This window comes from Rhodothermales bacterium (assembly GCA_040221055.1).
Taxonomy (GTDB): domain Bacteria; phylum Bacteroidota; class Rhodothermia; order Rhodothermales; family UBA10348; genus 1-14-0-65-60-17.
In genome coordinates, this window is sequence record JAVJVN010000016.1 from 35,685 (window position 1) to 55,934 (window position 20,250).

The 20,250-nt window shown below is 65.5% G+C and carries 15 protein-coding genes; 6 read left to right on the forward strand and 9 right to left on the reverse strand.

Features of this window, described 5'->3' with window-relative positions:
* Window positions 1-4: 4 nt before the first annotated feature.
* Together nrfD and RIE53_10545 are read right to left on the reverse strand one after the other, a co-directional pair.
* Window positions 5-1,699 carry an NrfD/PsrC family molybdoenzyme membrane anchor subunit gene (gene nrfD / locus RIE53_10540; protein ID MEQ9105125.1) on the reverse strand — a complete coding sequence of 565 codons (1,695 nt, stop codon included), beginning with the start codon at window positions 1,697-1,699 and terminating at the stop codon, window positions 5-7.
* Window positions 1,700-1,730: 31 nt separating this feature from the next.
* A complete protein-coding gene (locus RIE53_10545; protein MEQ9105126.1) occupies window positions 1,731-2,294 on the reverse strand; it encodes a molybdenum cofactor guanylyltransferase in 564 nt (187 codons plus the stop codon).
* Here RIE53_10545 and RIE53_10550 point away from each other — a divergent pair.
* A complete protein-coding gene (locus RIE53_10550) occupies window positions 2,206-2,976 on the forward strand; it encodes an NUDIX hydrolase (protein ID MEQ9105127.1) in 771 nt (256 codons plus the stop codon). The genes RIE53_10545 and RIE53_10550 overlap by 89 nt on opposite strands.
* A gap of 72 nt (window positions 2,977-3,048) precedes the next feature.
* Window positions 3,049-3,429 carry a hypothetical protein gene (locus RIE53_10555; GenBank protein ID MEQ9105128.1) on the forward strand — a complete coding sequence of 127 codons (381 nt, stop codon included), beginning with the start codon at window positions 3,049-3,051 and terminating at the stop codon, window positions 3,427-3,429.
* On the opposite strand, the gene RIE53_10560 is transcribed toward RIE53_10555, so the two are convergent.
* On the reverse strand, window positions 3,416-5,986 hold the full coding sequence (locus RIE53_10560) for a M14 family metallopeptidase (GenBank protein ID MEQ9105129.1): 2,571 nt from the start codon (window positions 5,984-5,986) through the stop codon (window positions 3,416-3,418). The two genes, RIE53_10555 and RIE53_10560, sit on opposite strands and share 14 nt — an antisense overlap.
* A 127-nt stretch (window positions 5,987-6,113) precedes the next feature.
* Here RIE53_10560 and RIE53_10565 point away from each other — a divergent pair, with 127 nt between their 5' ends.
* The 3 genes from RIE53_10565 to RIE53_10575 all read left to right on the forward strand — a co-directional run bounded on the left by RIE53_10565 (window position 6,114) and on the right by RIE53_10575 (window position 11,878).
* Complete coding sequence (locus RIE53_10565) at window positions 6,114-9,296, forward strand: T9SS type A sorting domain-containing protein (GenBank protein ID MEQ9105130.1); 3,183 nt, start codon at window positions 6,114-6,116, stop codon at window positions 9,294-9,296.
* Between the two features lie 121 nt (window positions 9,297-9,417).
* Window positions 9,418-11,292, forward strand: coding sequence for a cellulose binding domain-containing protein (locus tag RIE53_10570; protein ID MEQ9105131.1), 1,875 nt, complete (start codon window positions 9,418-9,420; stop codon window positions 11,290-11,292).
* Window positions 11,293-11,308: 16 nt separating this feature from the next.
* Complete coding sequence (locus RIE53_10575; protein MEQ9105132.1) at window positions 11,309-11,878, forward strand: hypothetical protein; 570 nt, start codon at window positions 11,309-11,311, stop codon at window positions 11,876-11,878.
* A gap of 3 nt (window positions 11,879-11,881) precedes the next feature.
* On the opposite strand, the gene RIE53_10580 is transcribed toward RIE53_10575, so the two are convergent.
* From RIE53_10580 to RIE53_10600, 5 genes are all read right to left on the reverse strand, one after another.
* Window positions 11,882-12,646, reverse strand: coding sequence for a sigma-70 family RNA polymerase sigma factor (locus tag RIE53_10580; protein ID MEQ9105133.1), 765 nt, complete (start codon window positions 12,644-12,646; stop codon window positions 11,882-11,884).
* Window positions 12,647-12,883: 237 nt separating this feature from the next.
* A complete protein-coding gene (locus tag RIE53_10585) occupies window positions 12,884-15,826 on the reverse strand; it encodes a LysM peptidoglycan-binding domain-containing protein (GenBank protein MEQ9105134.1) in 2,943 nt (980 codons plus the stop codon).
* A gap of 35 nt (window positions 15,827-15,861) precedes the next feature.
* Window positions 15,862-16,722 (reverse strand): hypothetical protein, encoded by an 861-nt coding sequence (locus tag RIE53_10590; GenBank protein MEQ9105135.1) that lies wholly within the window; start codon window positions 16,720-16,722, stop codon window positions 15,862-15,864.
* Between the two features lie 9 nt (window positions 16,723-16,731).
* Window positions 16,732-17,199: a hypothetical protein gene (locus RIE53_10595; protein MEQ9105136.1), complete on the reverse strand. Its 468-nt coding sequence runs from the start codon at window positions 17,197-17,199 to the stop codon at window positions 16,732-16,734.
* 38 nt (window positions 17,200-17,237) lie between these two features.
* Entirely contained in the window at window positions 17,238-17,450 is a 213-nt protein-coding gene (locus RIE53_10600) for a hypothetical protein (GenBank protein ID MEQ9105137.1), read from the reverse strand.
* A 213-nt stretch (window positions 17,451-17,663) separates the two neighbouring features.
* Between RIE53_10600 and RIE53_10605 the strand changes: the two genes are divergently transcribed.
* Window positions 17,664-18,752, forward strand: a complete 1,089-nt coding sequence (locus tag RIE53_10605) for a hybrid sensor histidine kinase/response regulator (GenBank protein ID MEQ9105138.1) — start codon at window positions 17,664-17,666, stop codon at window positions 18,750-18,752.
* Window positions 18,753-18,865: 113 nt separating this feature from the next.
* On the opposite strand, the gene RIE53_10610 is transcribed toward RIE53_10605, so the two are convergent.
* Complete coding sequence (locus RIE53_10610) at window positions 18,866-20,236, reverse strand: sigma-54 dependent transcriptional regulator (protein ID MEQ9105139.1); 1,371 nt, start codon at window positions 20,234-20,236, stop codon at window positions 18,866-18,868.
* Window positions 20,237-20,250: the final 14 nt, after the last annotated feature.

Consider the following 20,250-nt stretch of genomic DNA (forward strand, 5'->3'; position numbering starts at 1 on the left):
CAGATCAGCTGTTCGGTATGTCCTGCGGCGCCATCACGAAGGCGTGCTCATACAGGTAAAGGCCAACGAGGGCAGACAGTCCGGCGGCCACGCCGACCACGGCCATCCATGCCGCGGCGGCAGGAACGAAGAAGAACCCGGCGGCCAGGACCAGGGGCAGGACGTGGCCGAGACCAACGCTTCCCCACCAGAACGCGCGGGCGTAGCGCCCGTGGGTGATGTCGTGGGCCGCCTTGGCCGCGGCTTCGCTGGCATGGGACATGCCCACTTCACCGAAGATGGTGACGACCAGGTCGACGACCAGGGCCACCGACAGGGCCACCCAGGCCAGATGCATCCAGTCGGCGGACAAGCCCGCAAGGGCACCTCCGGCCAACAGGGTGGCGGCGCCCGCCACGATGGAATGGACAATCAGGTGGAAGGGCAAGAGCGAATTCTGCCACAGATCCCGACCTTCCGCCTGGCTGAACAGGAACGCCGTGTAGACCGCGGTTCCGATGGCGAGCGGCGAACCCACGCCCAGCAACCAGGGTCGCCAGGCGGCTACCAGATCGGTGGCCAGCCAGCCCTGCCAGGCGGCCACTTCGGCAGCCGCCCAGAGCGTGGCCAGGCCCGAGAACCCGATGAGCAGGAAGGCGCCGCGGACGAGCCAGCTCTTCCACTGGGGCCGGAAAACGATGCTCAGGAAGCGTTCGGGCCGCTCCAGGTCATAGACCAGGAGGGCGGTCGTGGCCAGCAGGAAGATCACCGTAGCCACCGAGGCGCCCGCCAGGACCACGGGAGATGCCGTGACCCAATCGAAAACCAGGCCGAGGGCGGCCAGCAGGAACAGTCCGGCGGCAATGCCCTTCGTGACCAGGTAGGCCGGAACGGGCCAGTGCCACGGCACCTTGTGCTGGGCATTGTACACGACCTGGACCATCTGTTCGGCCATGCGGCCGTCCCCGATGAGGATGGGGCCGCCTCCCGGCAGGCCCTGCGTTCCGGGCGTCCGGATGGGGGTGCCGCTCTTGGACAGGGATCCGCGATCGGCGTTCGGCGGCTGACCGGTGGCTCCGTCGCCGCCGCTCTTGACCGCGCCCGACTCCAGTTCCAGCACGTCGGCCCAGGCAAAACTGGTCGGGGTCCGGTCCGTGGCGGTCGGATGCATGGCGGCAGCGTCGCCGCCGATGTAGTACAGTTTCGGGGCCGTGCCCTGCTCCGGCTTGCGCACGGTCACTTTGTTCTCGGCGAGCACCTTGGCGATTTCCGTATCCGGGTTGTCCAGATCACCGGCCAGAATGGCGTGCTCGGGGCACACCACCACGCAGGCCGGCTCCAGCCCCACCTCCACGCGGTGTGCACAGAAGTGGCACTTGGCCGCCGTATGGGTCTCCGGATCGATGTAAATGGCATCGTACGGGCAGGCCTGCATGCAGGCCTTGCACCCAATACACACATCGGGGTCGAATTCCACGATTCCGTCCTGCCGCTGGTACATGGCGGTCACCGGACAAATCCGCACGCAGGGCGGGTTCGCACAGTGATTGCATCGCGTCACCTGGAAGGTGCGGCGGACATTGGGGTAAACGCCCTTCTCGACACTCTTCACCCACGTTCGCTGAACGCCGAGCGGGACCTCGTTTTCACTCTTGCAGGCGGTGGAACAGGCGTGGCACCCAATGCAGGAGTCGTTGTTGATGACAAAGCCGTAATTCATACTTGTAATATCAGGTTATATCAAGCAACGTTCAAGTCAAATCGGCTCGTGTATTCACATTTTTCACGGTCTGCTCATCCACCCGGACCCGCAGGACCTGCGCCTCATCCAACAGCCCGAGGACCGACCGTCTGCCGCTATCCAGATAGGCCGTGATCCTCGGCAACATGCCGGGCGTCCACAGGGACAGGAGGGGCTGCAGGCGTCCATCCGGGGTTTCGGCCGCCACCACATCCACGCCATATACGGCCGTGCGCCACGCATCCATGAGCCGCTGGAACACGTCCGGCCCGGCCAGCGGCAGGTCCACCGCACGCACCAGCACGGGGAGGGAGGCCGCCCACTGCATCCCCGCCTCCACACCGGCCAGTGGTCCGGCTTCGGGCCGCGCATCGTCCAGGCAGATCACGTTCGGCCAGGATTCGGCAATCCATGACCGGACATCCGGGTGGCGCGGATCCCCGACCGATACGGCAAGACGGGGCGTCAGTGCGGCCAGGGTGTCCATGGCCCCTTCCAACAGCGTACTCCCGCGGAAGACGGCCCGGGCCTTCGCACTGCCGAAGCGGCGACTCTGTCCTCCGGCCAAGACCAATCCGGCGTATATTGGCGAACCGGGCCATCGTTCGTTTGCTGCAACCATGTTCTATTTCTACGTCGACAAAATCAGGAAAGCAGAAAAAGGAGTCCCCCAGGACCGGTTCACGCGGAAACGCCTGTACCGGACGCACGCCAAGGCCCAGGATGATGGACGGGGCGCCGTGATCGTGGTGGATACCCGCAAGATGGATGCACTCCCGACCGAGGCCGATGCCCTCCCCAAGAAGGCCCTGGTGAATGTCCGACCCTACCTTCCCACGAAGGAAATCGTGGCCGGGGGCGGGGTCCTCACCAAGATGGGAAAAACCAAGCTGAAAGTCCTGCTCATCTTCCGAAAGGGCCGGTGGGATCTGCCAAAGGGCAAGCTGGACCCCGGAGAAACAGTGAAGCAGTGCGCAAAGCGGGAGGTATGCGAGGAGTTGGGTATCGATGCCGTGAAGGTCGTCCAGTTCCTGGATACCACCGTCCACGGATACGCCGAGGACGACCACTTCATGGTCAAGACCACCTATTGGTACCACATGACGACCAAGGCCACCTCGTTCGTACCGCAGCTGGAGGAGAAAATCACGGCCGTCAAATGGATGTCCATTGACAAGGCCCGCCGCAAGCTGGGCCACGCCACCCTCATCCACTTGCTGGACCGCGTCGAAGCCAAGCTCATGCAAAACCCGTAGCACTCCCTATATTGCATGTGCGGCATGGCCCTTGGGCCGGCTGTCGTGCCCACAAACCTTTCTGCATTCCCCATGTCCGAAACCACGCTGGACGCCAAGATTGAACGGCGCACCGCCAAGAAGAACAAGGACCGCCGTACGCGTCGGGACAAGAAGGTCGGCATGCCGGCACCCTGGGTCTTCTGGCTCGTCGCTCCCTTCGGCGCCGCCGGTGTGGCCACGCCCGTGGTCTGGGACTACGGCTGGGTCTGGATGACGCTCTCCATGATCCTGGTCCAGATCGGTGTGCTGCTCATCAATGATCGCCGCGGTTTTGTCCGTTCGCGCGAAATGCGACGCGCCTACGAAACCCGTCGCCACTTCTCGATCATGGAAACGATCGTGCTGTTCGTCCTGGTCATGGCCAACATGCTCGCCGCCGCCTACGCCATCCTCATGGCTAACGCACCGTGAAGAACACGGCGTTTGCCAGCAGGTGACGCCCGGAATACCAGAACCCCCGGAATACCGGGTTGTCCACGATATACACCACCGTTCCCCGGCCCATCTGCTCGGCACCGAACGCCAGTGAGCCCTCAATGCGCGGCTCGGCCCGGTAGCCCACCTGTCCCGATACGCGTTCGCCCACCAGGCCCGTGTTCCACGCACTGTCCCCGGTCATCACCACCGGCCCGTCGGCCCGACGACGCAGGATCCACGTGGTGGCGGACATGCCGTACCCCAGCGGATGCGTGACATCGACCTTGGCCGTGAAAATGGCCCCGGGGTTGTCCGTCGCCAGGCGGTCGCGCCCCCGTTCGGCATAGACCTTGGTGCGGGCGACTTCCTTGCGCACGCTGTCGGCCGGCTCGTCGCGGGGCGCGGCCTTGAGTGCGAATCCGTCTTTTCCGGTCAGCCACGAGGCCGCGCCCTCGATGGCGACGAGCCGGCCGCCTGAACGGATCCAGGACCGCAGCCCGTCGAGTTGGTCATCCGGCCAGATCCGGCTGTAGCTGCCCGAGGGCAGCAGCAGTACGTCGTAGTCATCCAGGTCCACGCTGCGGATGTCCTCCGCCTGGATCCGGGTCACGGGGTATTCCCAGATCTCGTCGAACAGGTGCCACAGTTCGCCCACGCTGGACGACGAGGCCGGACTGCCCGTCAGCATGGCCACGCGCGGGGCCTCCAGGTACCGGACGTCGGAGGAGCCCAGATCGGGACCGCCGTCCACCATGCCGGTCTGCATGGGCTGCAGGTGCTGTTTGTGCCCGGCAGCCAGGTCCGCCAGCAGGGTCGGAAGGGCGTCGCCGAAACGCTCGTTCCCCCTCCGGGTCACGATCAATGCACCCGGGTCGTACGTTTGGCCGTCCACGGTCATGGGCCGCTCCGTGAACCGGACCCGCACGCCGGCCTTCAGCAGCGCCGACAGGAAGGGGGCGTCGCCAGCGTCCTGCCACGCGGAAATCCAGGCGTAGGGGAGGGAGGCGGGGGTGGCGTTCGGCGCCGGGGCCCAGGTGTCCAGCGGGATCTCCGCATCCACCGTCCAGGCATCCAGGTCATACGCATACGGCAGCGCCCACGCGGTGATGTCGTAGGTCATGGAGTCCGGAATGGCCGATTCCGGCTCGAACAGGACGTGCGCCATGGTGCCCCGCGGCTGGGCAGCCGGCACCACCAGGTCGCCGGGCTTCAGCGCCACCGATTCGGCCGCGCGTGACCGGTACGACCAGCCCCGTCGGCTGGCCGCGGCGGCAGGTGTGCCGTACGCAATGCCCAGCCCATCCAGATGCGCGGCGAGCGCAGCGAGCCGCTCCGGGCCGGCCGGAGAGCGGAGGACCCAGGCGCGGACGTCGTCCGGCCCGGATCGCGCGGCCCGGTCGAAGAACGCCTCGAACTCGGCCGCCAGCTCGGCAGCATGGGCCGCAGACACCTCGACGGTCGACATGCCGGTCGTGTAGTGGCCGGCAATGCGCATGGCCAGCGTCAGCGTGTCCCCCTCGGCCGTTTCCACGCCGAGCCCCGCGCGGCCGGAGCCGCCCTGTTCATAGGTCATGCCGATGGCGCCGTTGTAGGTGGGGTAGGTGTCGCCGTATCCCGGATAGAACAGGTCGAACACCTGCCCGGTGAAGTACAACCAGCCGTTCGCATCGAAATAGCGGGCATGATTGCGGCCAATCGTCTCCTGGAAGCTCCGCTGCCAGTCGGTGATGACCGGGTGATAGGGCTCGGCGGCGGGCGCGAAGTAGTACGGGGAGTCAATGCCCTGCTCGTGGAAATCCACGTGGACCTGGGGCATCCAGGTGTTGTAGAGCGCCAACCGGGCACGGGTCTCCTGCTGGGTCAGCCAGGCCCAGTCCCGGTTCAGGTCGAAGTAATAATGGTTCGTGCGTCCACCCGGCCACGGTTCGTTGTGTTCGACCGCATCCGGATTGACGTCCTGCCACTGACCCAGCTGCTGCCGGTACCAGTTCACGTACCGATCCCGGCCATCCGGGTTGATCATCGGATCGATGACCACGACCGTGTTCTCGAGCCATGCGCCCGTGCGGGCGTTGCGCTCGTCGGCCAGTTCGTAGAGCGTCTGCAGGGCGGCCTCACTGCTCACGCTTTCGTTGCCGTGTACGTTGTAGCTGAGCCAGACCACGATCGGGGATGCAGCCGGCGCATCGGCCGCGGCGGCGGAGGCCGTCAGGAAGGTGGCACCGTCCGGTCCCAGGTTCGCTCGCTGCAGGTTGGCGCGGCGCACCGCATCGAGGGACGCGATGTGCGCAGGGGCGGATACGTAGGCCACCAGCAATTCCCGGCCCTCATAGGTCACCCCGTACGACTCGATGGCAACCCGGTCACTGTGTTCAGCCACGTGGCGGACATAGTCCATGACCCGGTGGTGCGGGGTGAATTGCTCGCCCAGCTCGTATCCCAGGAATTCGGCCGGGGATTCCTGGGCACTCGCGGGCGTTGCGAGGAGGAACAGGGTGAGAATCGACGGTGCGACCATCAAAAGGCGGACCGGCAAGAACGAAACGCGCATGGAAGTATATACTGGTGAATGGCGTCAAAGTAGGGCGGGCGTACCGGCTTCGGCAAACCGGACCCCCCATCCCTGACCCATCGACCCCGCCCGAACGCCAGGCTCCCGATCCATCGACCCTGATTCCATGACCGATACATCGAACCGGAAACGATCCGGCCCGCTGCTTCTTTTTTTCGCCCTGTTCACCGTCATCGTGATCGTGCTGTTGGGTTGGTTGGCCATGAACGCCACCCGTCCGGACGAGTACGTCGAGCCGGCCAAGAGCGATGCCATCCGGTTCATGGAGATGCAGGCCCTCATCCGCTCGGTCGAAGGCGAACCCACGGACGCCTATCCGCAGACCTACAAATTCGATGCGCTGGACGCCTCCCGGGCGGTCGCCAAACAGGGGGCTACGATCCTGCCCTGGTCTGAACGGGGACCGTCCAACGTGGGCGGCCGCACGCGCGCCATCGTGGTGGATGCCAACGACCCCACGAACCGGACCTGGTTCGCCGGCGCGGTGAGTGGCGGAATCTGGCGCACCACGGACCAGGGCCAGTCCTGGACACCGCTCACGGAGGATTGGCCCACGTTGTCGGTGACGGCCATCGTGCAGGCCCCGTCCCGACCGGACGTGCTGTACGCGGGCACCGGAGAGGGTTTCTTCAATGTCGGGGCCGTCGTCGGGGATGGCTTGTTCCAATCCACGGACGGTGGGGACACGTGGAGCCCCATGTGGTCCACGCGGGGCAATCCGTTGTTCAAATACGTGAACCGGATGATCGTGCATCCTGAATTCCACTCGGTGCTGGTGGTCGCCACGAACACGGGCGTCTACCGGACCGAGGATGGAGGCGCCACGTGGAAGGCCGTTCTCGAACCGGGTGGGAGGATGGCCCAGATCGGCCATGAACCGGGAAATTTTTACACCCAGTACGCCTCCGAGACGGGGCGGGGCATCTGGAAATCCACCGACGGCGGCTCGACATGGGCCTTTTCGGGTGCCGGAATGACGGTACCGAACGGAAGCCGTGTGGAGTTCGGGATCTCACCCGTCTTGCCCGGCCGCATCATCGCCATGGTGGATGTACGCAGCGGCCTGGAGGAGATCTACATTTCGGACAATCGGGCCAGCCACTGGGTCCTGGTTCCGTCGACCGCCGCCAATCCGCCGGACATCGGTGCCGACCAGGCCTGGTACGACATGGTGGTCACGCCTCATCCCTACGACGCCAACGTGGTTTTCGTAGGGGGCGTTCAGATGTACCGGCTGACGCTGAACGGTTCGCAATCCACGCTGGCCGCCTCGACCCGGGAAATCGGCACCGACTTCTTCCTGGACTTCATTGACTTCGGCGCGGAATACTTGCGGGGCGGCCTGCGACTGGGGATTGACGACGATGAGGCCAACATTACGCCGGAACAGATGACCTCCGTGGAAATCCGGTTCGGGCCGGGCATTTCCCAGCGGGCCCACCGGTTCACACCACCCGACGGCCCGGGAATTGCGTTCGTCGACTACCCCTATGCCGATTTTGTGGACGTACCGTTCCAGGTCTGGGACACGCAGAACAACCGGCAACTCCACGTCTCCTTCCGGGACCGGCTCGGCGACGGCGTATTCGATCTGACGCCGGACGACGCGAGCAACCTGGGAAGGGAATACATCCTCATTCACGCGTTCCCCTACGGCGCCGGAACGGCGCACTCCAGCATCGCCCAGAACGGTGGCGTCCGGAATGGCCTCATGTATTTCCTGTGGCCCATCCTGGCCCCCGAGGCGCTGTGGCAACCCGACAACCTGCCCTCATCCACCCTCCACATTGATCTCGTCCAAGCCACGGCCCCGGCCACCTGGACGTCCACCATCATCGGAACGGGCGTCCACGTGGACCACCACGCTCTTGTGCCCGTGCCCTTCGACCCACAGGCCGGTACCTTCGGGCTCATTTCGGGCAACGACGGTGGCGTGTTCTGGTCGGGCAGCGGGGGACAATCCTGGGTGGACCGCAGCCGGGGATACAACACCACCCAGTTCTACGGCGTGGATCGCCGTCCGGGCGCGAACATCTACATCGGCGGCATGCAGGACAACGGTACCTACCGCTCTTTCCAGCCGTTCGGGACCGATATTCCCGGTTGGACGCCGGCGGCCATCGGGGGAGACGGGTTCGATGCCGTCTGGCATCAGTCCGACCCCAACCGCCTGCTTGGCGGCTCCCAGTTCAACGGCCTGCGCCGGTCCGTGGACGGCGGGTTGACGTGGTCCAACGCCACGACGGGCCTGCTGGACACCGGCGGATCCAATGCCAATGCGCCCTTCCTGAACTCCATTGAGCGCAGCCCCTTCAACTCGGACACCTTGTTTGCCATAGGCGGCTCGGGCGTGTGGTTGAGCCCCAATTTCGGTCAATCCTGGCAACTCCGTCCCGCCCTGGCCGATCGTTGGGCCTTCCAGAGCAACGCCCGGGGCACCGTCCGGCCGTCCCTGGCCTCGCCGCGCGTAATCTGGGCCGGCTACGAGATGGACCCCTTCGACAACGGTGGCGATGACATCGTGGGACAACTCCACGTATCGACCAATGCCGGTGCGACGTTCCGGCCCGTCCCGACGCCCTCCATTTCCCCGGGATACCTGTCCGGCCTGGCGACGCATCCCACCCAGGACAGCACGGCGTTCGCCCTGTTTTCGTCCTCGGGCCGCGCCAAGATCCTGCGGACCACAGACCTCGGAGAGACCTGGACCGACCTCTCCGGCTTCTCGGACGGCCCCTCGGGCACCTTGTCCGTGCGCGGCTTCCCGGATGTGGCCGTGCATGACCTCGTGGTCCTTCCGGGTGCCACCGAAGTGCTCTGGGTGGGCACGGAAATCGGACTGTTTGTTTCGGAAGACGACGGCGAGAGCTGGTCGTTCGCCAACAACGGGCTGCCGGCCGTCTCCATCTGGAGGATGCGCGTCGTCGGCGACGAAGTCGTCCTCGCGACGCATGGCCGGGGGGTCTGGACGGTTCCCCTGAACGCGGCAATCGCCACCGCCGCCGAGCCGACCGATGCGCTCCCCACGACCACGACGCTCGGAAGCGCGTATCCCAACCCGTTCCGGGCGCAGTTGGCCATCCCGTATGAACTGGACGGAGCCGGCCGCGTGCGCATGGACATCTACGACCTGCAGGGCCGGCGCGTGGCTACGCTGGTGGACGGGGAGCAACCGGTCGGCCGCCATGTGGCCCTGTGGCAAGCCGACGCGGCCGCAGCCGGGACGTACGTCATCCGGCTCAGCGCAGACGGCCACACCTCCACGCGGACCGTCGTCCGCCTGAACTGACCTGACACCCGGACGAAGTGGCGCAATCGACAGCGCGAAAACCGGGATTTCCAACGTACTTGATAGCAGACGAACCGCCGCCTTTCATTCGTCTCACTTTCAGGAGTCCGCTCCTGTGTCCATGCTTCGTCATTTTACCCTTCTCCTGCTGCTGGTGCTGGCGCTCGTTCCCGACGCGTCCGCCCGGCAAGCCGAGGTCCGTGTGGTCTATTCCGTCCAGGAAGTCCGCAGCGGCCGGTTCATATCGCATGTGAGCCTGACGAACATGACCGCGTCGCCCATCCGCGCGTGGACCCTTTCGTTCCGTTTGGCCGATCCCGTCGACCAGATGGACAACGTGGTCTGGAACCGGTTCGGCGACATCTACGACGTCCAGGGCGCCGGATGGACCCATGAAATCCAACCCGGCGGGGTAGCCTTCTTCACCATCCACGGGGTCACGAGCGGACCCACGGCCCCGACCCCCACGGCCTGCACGTTCAACGGCGTGACCTGCACGGTGGAAGGCGCTACGGTTCCCCAGGAGCCGACGGTGAACCTGCGCGACCTCATTGTGGCCTCCTGGATAGGCGAACAGGACCAGACCACCTACACCGGATATATCATCATCCGGAATCCCACCGCGGTCGACCTGGACCGGTGGAAACTGACGTTCACCACCTCCTCGCTCATTACCCGGATGGAGCATGTGGACTGGACCCGCTCGGGCTCCACCTACAGCGTGAACGGGGTGGCCGAAACCTCCCGGATCCGCGCCGGAGAGTTCATTTTCTTCGCCTTCTCCGGCGTCCACAACGGCACGCCGGCGCTTCCGCAGGGATGCTCCATCAATGGCACCGGATGTGAATTCACGACGCCGGACCGGGTCATCGAGACCCCGCGCATCAACCTGTTCATGAAGGTCGAGAAAATCACGGCGACCGTGTTCGAGGGCTATATCGAACTCCAGAATCCGTCGGATATGGACCTGTCGTCCTGGACCCTCCGCTTCACGTTCGACGACCGGATCACGACGGTCGGCGGCGAAGTGAAATGGTCCCGGTCCGACAAATTGTACACGCTGCAGGGCATGAACGGCCGGCAGCGCATCCTCCGGGGGACCAGTATCGTGTTTCCCATTGCGGGTACGTACGAGGATGAAATCGAACCCCCGCTGAATTGCACCGTGAACGGCGTGCTCTGCCTGGTCGATGCCGAAGGCACGACCGTGCAGCCCGACGAAACGAGCGATGGCGGCACGGGCGGCGGGGGTGACGACGGGGGTGGAGATGACGGCGGCGGCGACGACGGTGGCGGCGATGACGGCGGTGGTGGCGGCACGGCCACGTGCGCAGGCACGGGCGGCACCACAACGGCCGTGCCGGAAATCGACTTCCGCTTCCTCTGGACCACGGCCTCGCAATACGTGGCGCTCATCAGACTCACCAATACGTCCGGCGGTGTCATCCGGGGCTGGAGCCTGTCCTTTCGGCTCGTGGACGGAATGGAAATCACGCGACACGACTCATCCGTGATCAACCAGAACGCGGATGGCTCCTATGTGGTCACGAACGATACCACCAACGACTGTATTGAGTCTGGAGGATCCATCGAGTTCGGGTTCAACGGAACGCACAACGGAAATTTCGACGAGCCCATCGGGTGTCAGTTCGGAACGGCCTCGTGTGTCTTCCTGCGGGCCCAGTCCGTGGCCACGGAGCAGACGCCGTCCACGGCGCTGCAGCCGGGCGGCGTGGCCCTGCTGGGTGTATGGCCCAACCCGTTCAACCCCATGGCGCGCCTGGAATTCGAATCGGAATCCACGCAGCATGTGGTGGCCGCCATGTGGGACATGCTGGGCCGCCGCGTCGCGGTGCTCCACGATGGCATGGTTGCCGCCGGTGAGCGCACGTCCGTGCGGATTGACGGATCGGGACTTCCATCCGGGTCGTATCTTGTGCGTATTGCCGGGCAGAACGGGCAGACCGTGAGCCGAACCATTTCCCTGCTCAAATGAACGCGCGGCTGAACCCGTGAACCCACGCATCTCCCCATCCTGCCTGGCGCTCCTCCTGGCGCTCCTCTGTGCGGCTTCCGCGCCGACCGGCGTCCGGGCCCAGAACGGCCAGGCCGTCAGCGTGGGTGTCTCGCCCATCCTCGTCATGAGTGTATCGGGCAACCCCATGCTCCAGATCGTGGACCGGACCCAGCGGAAGGGACGGGTCACCCTCGTGGATCCGACCACCTTCTACAACCTCACGTCCAACGTGGACAATGTCCGCCTGGAAGCCGCCATCGATATGCCCCTGCCCCCCGGCGTCCAACTGGAAGTCCGGCTGCAGTCGTCCCTGGGCCAGAGCCTCGGCTGGGTGCCGCTGACCTCCGCTTCGACGGTCCTGTCCGGCATGCAGCGCGGCCTGGAAAACGGGCAGGCCATCACTTACCGCCTGGTCATCGACCCCCATGTGGACGAACTCCCGCTCCAGTTCCGGCGCGTAGCCTTCTCGCTGGTATCGGAGCGCTCGTCGCAGCCCTTCACCGTGGTGCAGGACTTCGGCTTCGGCGTCCTTCCGGACGCCCGTAAACCGGACTCCGGACGGTAGCGGTCAGGCCGCGTAGCGCAGGGTCGGTTCGAGTGCCTGCTCCAGCACATCCAATGAGCGGCGACGGATCTGTGACACGCGGGCCTCGGTAATGCCCAGCAGCGCTCCGATTTCCGTCTGCGTCAGCCCTTCGTTGAAGTACAACTCCAGGATGGTCCGCTCCCGCTCTGACAGCCGGGCCTGTGCCTGCTCCAGGTGCGCACGGACATCCGACCACTCGTACACGGCGTAGCCCTCCTGGCCCGACGGATCCGGAACCAATTCCAGCAAGCGGCACTCCTCGTCGTCCTGCGCATCCAGGGAAATCCCGTGACGACGCCAGGCGTCGTGTCGGATGCCATCCAACTGATCGATGGAAATGCCCATGGACGCGGCCACCGGTGCCATGCCGGGCTCATCGCCCAGACGCTGTGCAAGCAGGTCTTCCGCATGCCGTGCAGCGGCCACTTTCGCGCGCCGTCGGCGTGGCAGCGGGTCCAACCGCCGCAGATGGTCCACGATCTCGCCACGGATGCGTGCATAGGCATAGGTCACGAACCGCGTTCCCGTGGTCGGATCGAACTGATCGAGCGCCTGCAACGTGGCAATCACGCCCACCTGTACCAATTCGGAAGCTTGCGCCAGCACGTCGGACGGCAGGGGCAGTTTGGCGATGATGGATCGGATGACGGGCTCCATGGCCGCGACGACGCGGTCCCGGTGGGCCTGGACGGGCTCGGCCACGAAGGCGAGCGCGCATTCTTCAATGGAAAGGGGGGCGGTTTGCATGGCGGTACTGCGGTTTGCGTGATGCGTGCAGTCCATCCATTTCAAACACGGTGCCTGATCGGCCTGGAAGTGGCCAAATCGCCCTTATTCGCCTTTTCAGGGTCCTTTCTTCGGGATGATGCGTCCTGGGGGCACCCGAAGGTGTTTCGCTATCGAAACAATCCCGGTCCGCCAGCGGGTCGATCCACATCCGATGCGCCGCAAGCAGACCCGTGCGGGGTCAAACTTCGCCGGAGCTTACGGCAATTCGGGGATGCGCAGGACCTGGCCGACGCGCAGGAAGTCCGGGGCCGGCACGACCTGCCGGTTGGCCTCCCAGATCCGCTGCCACTGAAGCCGGTCGCCGTAATACCGCTCGGCGAGTGTCGACAGGCTCTCACCTGCCACGACCACATGGGTCCGCCCGACATCTGCTCCTGCATCCTCCTCAGCCTCTCCGTCCGCACCCGGCCGCACCAGGGAAATCGGCGTACCGGTCTCCACGAAGCGGATGGCTCGGCGGCGAGGCTGCAGCTGAAGCGCGGATTCCGACCGCCCACCCGGCTCCAGGGTGATGGCCAGGGTATCGGGGCGCGTCACGTACCCGTCCGGGAGTGTGGACGCCACGACGCGCACCGACCAGGGTCCGGGCACCAGTTCCGAAAACACCGCCACCCCGGTCCGGTCCGTGACGCGCCTCACGCGGCGCTCGGAGGACGCCGCCTCCACCACCATGCCCGACAGATCCTCCTGCGACAGGCGTCCGCCGAGCGCCGCATCCTGCCCGGCACGGGCATCGGCCGGCAACAGGACGGGGACGGTCAGCCGCGCGGATCGCACGACGGCCACGTCCAGCACACCGGTCTCGAACATGGCGGCGTCCACGCGGAGCGGAAACTCCATGACGGGGGTCCGCTCCAGTCCGATGGTCTGTCGGTCGAGCAGGATCCAACTGGCCTCGCCAGCGGGCAATGCCAGGACGGTCCGCCCGTCCGCATCGGTGCGCACGGTGGATTCCGCGACGGTCAGCGCCACGCCCTCCAGCGGTTCGCCCGACTCCGCATCGAACACATAGACATTCAACTCCCGACGGGACGCGGTATGGGACCATGGCGCCGGGACATTGAGCGGGACGCGGTAGGCCACCTGGACGACGCCGTTCTGCACGACTTGACCGAATTGCGTCCGCGTGTAGCGGCCTCGCACTTCCAGTTGGTGCCCTGCCCACAGATCCCGCTCCACCCACGCATCGGCCATCAGGAACTGCTGTTCAATACCCGATCGCTCCCGGCTCACGTGCAGGGACGTGGAAAACCGGGTCGCGGCGCCGCGATCGTAGGACAGGCTCGAGCCCAAGCTCGTACGGCTGCGGGTAATGGGGCTGTAGAAGGTGGGGCCGGACGAAACGGACGTCGTTACACTGAGCGTCCACGGCCCCCATCCGCGGAACGCCGACCCGTACGCGGTCCAGAAGGGATCCATTTCGAGGGCCAGGTCCTCGGCCCGTCCCGCCTGGATCGTGGCGGTGGCCCCCGCCCGACGCTGGTTGTAACCCAACTGGAGTTCGCCCCGCCGCTCCGTCCGGTCCAGACCCGACGCAGTGAATTGCCGGGCCTGCTGCTGGCCGTACACCATGGCCCGGAACTGACGGCCGTCGGTACTCCAGGTGCCGCCCACACCCCCGCGCACCGAAGACGTGGAGAGCACGGCCGGATCGGGCGAGCCCACATCAAAGAACCGGCGTTGCATCTGGCCCTGGAACTGCGCCCGGAACCATCCCGCCGACGTGAAGGAGAAGCCCCCTTGCACCCGCTCGGTGTTCTGGATGCCTCCCAGGAAATTGGCCCCGGCCTTCTCGGCCCGCAGGCTGAAGGTGGAACGCCCCACCGACCCCAGGGCCGACACCTGTGCCGCCTGGTCCCGACCGGCATCGTACGAACCGCTGGCGGCCTCCGCCCGGATGGTCGTCCCGTCGACGGGTCGCCAGTCCAGGGCCAGGGAGAGCGCATCGCCCTCCTCGAACTGCCGTCGGGACAACACATTGGCCTCCAGGGTCACGCGCGACATGGGCCGGAAATGAAGGAATCCCCCGGCGCGGTCGGCCACCGGAAATACATGGCGTCCGCGCGCCGCGAACACGCCCGTGTCCCACCGGAGGGTGGACCAGGTTACCTCGGCGCCCGTCCCGATGGACGAGTTGTCCAGCAGGTCGGTGGTGGTATACGCGGCATCGCCCAAGCGCACGCCCAGCCGGGGCCCTTGGATGGAGGCCGAAAAAACGTCCCGTTCGCCCACCGTGGACGAGGAACGCACGTCCGGGACCCGGACGAGGGCACTCACGACGGCGCGTCCTACCGGCGCTTCCGGCAACGCGAGCTCGATCTGACCGTGGGTCGACCCGCCGTCCCACGCCCCGCGCGTGGTCAGATAGAGGGGAAGCATGCCTTCCCGTTCCACGGGACGGCTCCGCCGCACGGGCACAATGGTGGTCGAGGCACTGGCGCGGGCCACCCGTTCCGTGCCGGCCACCTGCACCTGTACCGACGTGACATGGGTGACTTCGTTGACCAGGTCGTCCCGCGAGCGCACCTCGACGTCGAGCCGCTTGCGCTCACCCGGGGCCAGGGGAAAGGAGGGCGCGGAAACCGACACGCCGTAGGAGAGGGTACTGGTGGCCGAGGCCGACACGAGGATGGCCGTGTTTCCGGTATTCTCCACGGCAAATGTGCCCTCCCACACGCCACCGGCGCGGATCCGCTCGGGCGCATCGATGAACGCCACCGAGATCGCGGCTTCGGCGGCCACGCGCACGGTCAGGGAGTGGCTCGGCGCACCTGCCTGCGCATCGGCCGGATCTTCTGCCACAGGGGTGAACGCCACGGTCCAGTCCCCGCTCAGGGCGTTGCCCGGTATCTGTATGGACACGAGTTGGGTGGCTGCCCCCCCGGCTTCCACGCGGACGCTTGAGAGTGGGATGAGCAGGCTCCACCCGTCGGGCAGCTCCGGCGAAAGGCGGACGGTCCTGTCCCGGGGGCCCTCGTTCACCAAACGGAGCAGGACACTGGCGACGCGTCCGGCCGCGGTTTCGATCTCCAACCGGCTTTCCACGCGGAGGTCTCCTCCGGACGGGGGCACCTGACGGGCCAGCGACGACTGCGGACCGACCACGAGGCACGCGACGAGCACGACCCATGCAGCCAAGGCCGCACGGAACATCAGCGGGCGCCCGGGCAGGGTCACAACGTCAATTCAAATTGGCCGCCGAACACGGCATCGTCCCCGGCATCCACGATCAGAATGGCCTGGTAGGCACCGGCCGGCACGTCCACCAGCTCCAGGCGCTGCCGGACGGACGTGCCCGGATACATGCGGTAGAGCGTGCCGTTGAAGGGCCCGAATTCGGCGCCCTCGGCATTGAACAGTCGGAGATAGACTTCCGGGCGGATCATCCGCGAGCCGGTATTGACGATATCCGCCTGGAACACCGTACGGCCGTCTTCGCCGGCCACGAGCGTCACACCGCTGAATTCCACATTGGCCTCGGCCCGGGATTCATCCACATGCGTGGCAAGCTGCACTCCGTACCGGGTGACCTGGCGGAACCCCATTTCCCGCTCGGCCGGAGGATCGTCACCCAGGGTGGATTCGGCCGAGGAGGGATCGATGGATTCCACCATGAGCATGCTCCAGTAGGTCCCGGGCCCGGCCGATGCGGGGACCGCCACTTCGTAGGAGACGGTCACGTTGCCGTTCGGAGGGATGGTCATGGTTTCGGGGGAATACGTAATCCAGCGCGCATTGGAGCGCTCCAGGAGTCCCGGCTCGCCGTACTCGTTCGTGCCGTCCGAAAAGAAGCGGTAGTCAGTCTGGTAGATGCGTGCCTGTTGGACCTCGGAAGTCTCGTTGTCCACGATGATCTGGCCGGTCACCGGTTGGCCGGGCGTGGCCGGAATGTCATGCGCCAACCGCCCCCGGACCGTGATCTGGGCCCCGGCATCCACCGGCCACACGAGCAGGACGACGAGCAGGACCATCAGGAGAACGGCCTGCAGGATGGTCGGAGACAGGGACCGCGGCAGGGAAATCTGTCGGGACATCGGAAAAGCCTACTGTTCGGTCAACGTGAACGTAACGGTGTGATAGTCGGAGCCGCCCATGGAGGTGGAGCCCTCGTCCAACCGGGCTTCCGCAATGTACCGGATATCGGCTTTTCCTGCGCCTTTTGACTTGATGTTTCTGATAAGATCGGTGTCCATCATTCCGTGGCGCAGTTCGACCCGGCCCGTGGCCTGGCCGCGCGTCACGTTGCGGGCCTCGATCGAGAGGGACACCTGCTGGCCGGGGGCGAAGGTGTTCACGGTAATCTTCGAGCGTTCACGGACCTGATTCCAGAACAGGCTGCTGGACTCATCCTGGGCCGATGCCGTGCCGTCGCCATACAGCGTGGGCTCAATGTGCAGCTGGACCGTGCCGGGTCCCAGCAGCGAGAGCCGCTGGGCCTGCACGTCCGGGGCGAAGGCCAGCAGAGCCGACAGCAGCAGCATCAGGGCGGATATGTGGATTCGGGTAGACATGATGTGCTTCACACTTCTGCAAGAAGCGTGCCATCGGATCAAAGCCACCATCGGGGGCGGATTCCATCGGTCGTCGACGGATCTTCGGCGTCCGGTCCGGCCATCAGGGTGATGGAGCAGGTGGGCCGGACTTGGGCCGGGACGATCGGGCCTGCAGGAACGCCGAAATCGGCCAACAGGCTCAACGAACGGTATTCCGGCCGACGCTCCGTGATGGCGTAAAGGCTGCGGTACGTGATTTGGGCAGTCATGATCGTGGGGTTTGTCGTTTGGTGTCCACGTCAAGCAAGGCAACCGCCGTGCCCAATGCTGTTCCGGCACCTTTCCGCAACGCCAGGGCATTCCGGCCGGCCAAAACTGTTTCGCCAGCGCTACAGCAGTGGTGTGCCTGGACTTCAGCCGACCGGTTCGCAAGGAGTACATATTCGCCGTATCATGAAACCGGAATCATCCCCGCTCCGACCGTGCCCGATCCCGACTCCCGGATCACCATCCTGGTGGCCGACGACAACTCCCTCAACCGGGAGCTCCTGAAAGAGTATCTCGATGCACTCGGCTACCAGCCCCGACTGGTCGGCGACGGGCGGGCCGCGCTCGACGCATTGGCGGGCGAATTGCCTGAAGCCATCCTGCTCGACATCGACATGCCCGAACTGGACGGGTTCGAAGTGCTGGCGGCCGTATCTGCGGATGAGCGCCTGCGTGACATCCCGGTCATCATGATCTCGGGCCGGGATGACATCCCCAGCATTGTGCGTTGCCTGGAAATGGGCGCGGCGGATTTCCTGCCCAAGCCGTTCAATCCCCGGATCCTGCAAGCCCGGCTTTCGGCAAGTCTGGACAAGAAGCGTCTGCGGGACCGGGAGCGGGACCTCATCCGCATGCAGGAGGCCCTCACCCACATGATTGTGCACGATCTCGGGAATCCGCTGTCGGTCATCCAGATGAACGCCGAAATGATGGCCATGCTGGGAACGGGGGACAACGAACAGTTGACGCACATCACGCGGGCAGCGGCCTCCATGGGGACCATGATCGAGTCCATGCTGGACCTGACGAAGCTGGAATCGGGCACCATGCCCGTCCGGCCTGAGCGCGTTGATCTGGCCCGGCTTCTGTCCCGTTTCGACGCGGAATACCAGCCGTTCGCCGACGATCGCGGGCTGCGCCTGGAGTTCGATGGACAGGCTCCTCACGTGTATGCGGATCCCCTGCTCCTGCAGCGCATGCTCGCCAACCTGGTCGGCAACGCCTTGAAATACGCGCGCCCGGCGACCTTCATCCGCGTATCGACCGAACGGCATGACACCGTGACCCGCATTGCGGTGTCCGACGATGGACCCGGCATTCCAGAAGCCCACCGGGAGCGTGTGTTCGACCGGTTCTACCAGGTGGAAGCCAAGGAAGCCGGCGTCCGCGCCGGCATAGGCCTCGGGCTGTCCTTCTGCCGCTTGGCCGCCGAGGCCCAGAACGGCACCATCCACGTGGACACCACCGAAGGCGGCGGCACCACATTCATCCTGGAACTCCCGGCGGCGCAGGGAGATCGTTGATACCCTTCAGGCAAGCCCTGGGCCTGCAAACCCGCTCCCGGAACTCGCGAAAAGGGCCCCGTCCCTTCGGGTTGCGCCAGCAACAGCGGGTTCCGGGAGCGGTTTTGCAGGCCCTAATAAGGGATGTCGAATTTCTTCAGTTTGGCGTAGATGTTCGAGCGCTGCAGGTCGATTTCCTCGGACATGCGTGAGATGTTGCCCTCGAATTCCGCGAGCTTGCGCCGCAGGAACACCGCCTCGGCGGCATCCCGGAAGTCCGCGATCTTCGGATACTGCCCCACCAGGTACGCCACGGAATCCTGGGGCGCCGATCCCGGATTGGCGAACAGCTCCACATCGTCGGCCGTGATTTCGTCGGCATCGCTGAGCACGATCAGCCGCTCGACGGCGTTGTGCAGCTCCCGCACATTCCCCCGCCAGGGGTAGGTCCGCAACAGGCGGAGCGCACTGTCCGAGAACCGCTTCTCGGGACGACCATTCCGGCGGCCCAGTTTTTCGCAGAAGAACGCGGCGAGCGCATCGATATCCTCCGCGCGCTCCCTGAGGGGCGGCGACTCGATCCGGATGACCGCCAGCCGGTGGAAGAGGTCGTCCCGGAACGTGCCGTCCTGGATGGCCCGCTCCAGATCCTTGTTCGTGGCGGCCACCACACGGACGTTGATGGCAATGTCCTTGTCGCCTCCCACACGGCGGACGCGGCTCTCCTGGAGCACGCGCAGCACCTTGGCCTGCGCCGACGTCGCCATGTCACCGACCTCGTCCAGGAACAGCGTGCCCCCGTCGGCCTGCTCGAAACTTCCTATATGCTGCTTGTGCGCTCCGGTGAACGCGCCTTTTTCGTGCCCGAACAACTCGCTTTCAATGAGATCCGACGGAATGGCCGCGCAATTCACGGCCACGAACGGCCCGCCGCTCCGGTCTGAAAGGTGATGAACCCACTGCGCGATGAGCTCCTTGCCGCTCCCGGCCTCGCCGGTCACCAGCACCCTCGCCTCGGACGGCGCCGCCTTTTCCAGCAGCTTCTTGATGCGTTTCATGGGGGCACTCTCGCCGAGCAGCGGCGGAATGTCCGTATCGATCTTCTCCAGACGCGCCTTCATGCGTCCATGCTCGCGCTGGAGCTTCTCGGCGGCCAGCGCATTCCGGATGGTCACCAGGAAGCGCTGCAGGTTCGGGGGTTTCGGCACGAAGTCGTACGCCCCTTCCTTGATGGCTTCCACCGCCAGTTCGATGGTCGCGTTCGCGGTCAGCATGACGAACGGCAGCTCGGGCCACTTCGCCTTCGACGCCTTCAGCAGGTCCATGCCGTTCATGTTGGGCATCATCATGTCCGACAACACGAGGTCGAACGAACCGGCTTCAATGGCCGCGAGGGCTTCCTTCCCGTCGGCCGCCCCCTCGACATCGTAGTCCTGCTTCTCGAGCAGTGCCATGAGCGTGCGGCGGATTCCGGGTTCGTCGTCGACTATGAGGAGGCGCGGCATGGGCGGACGGTGCT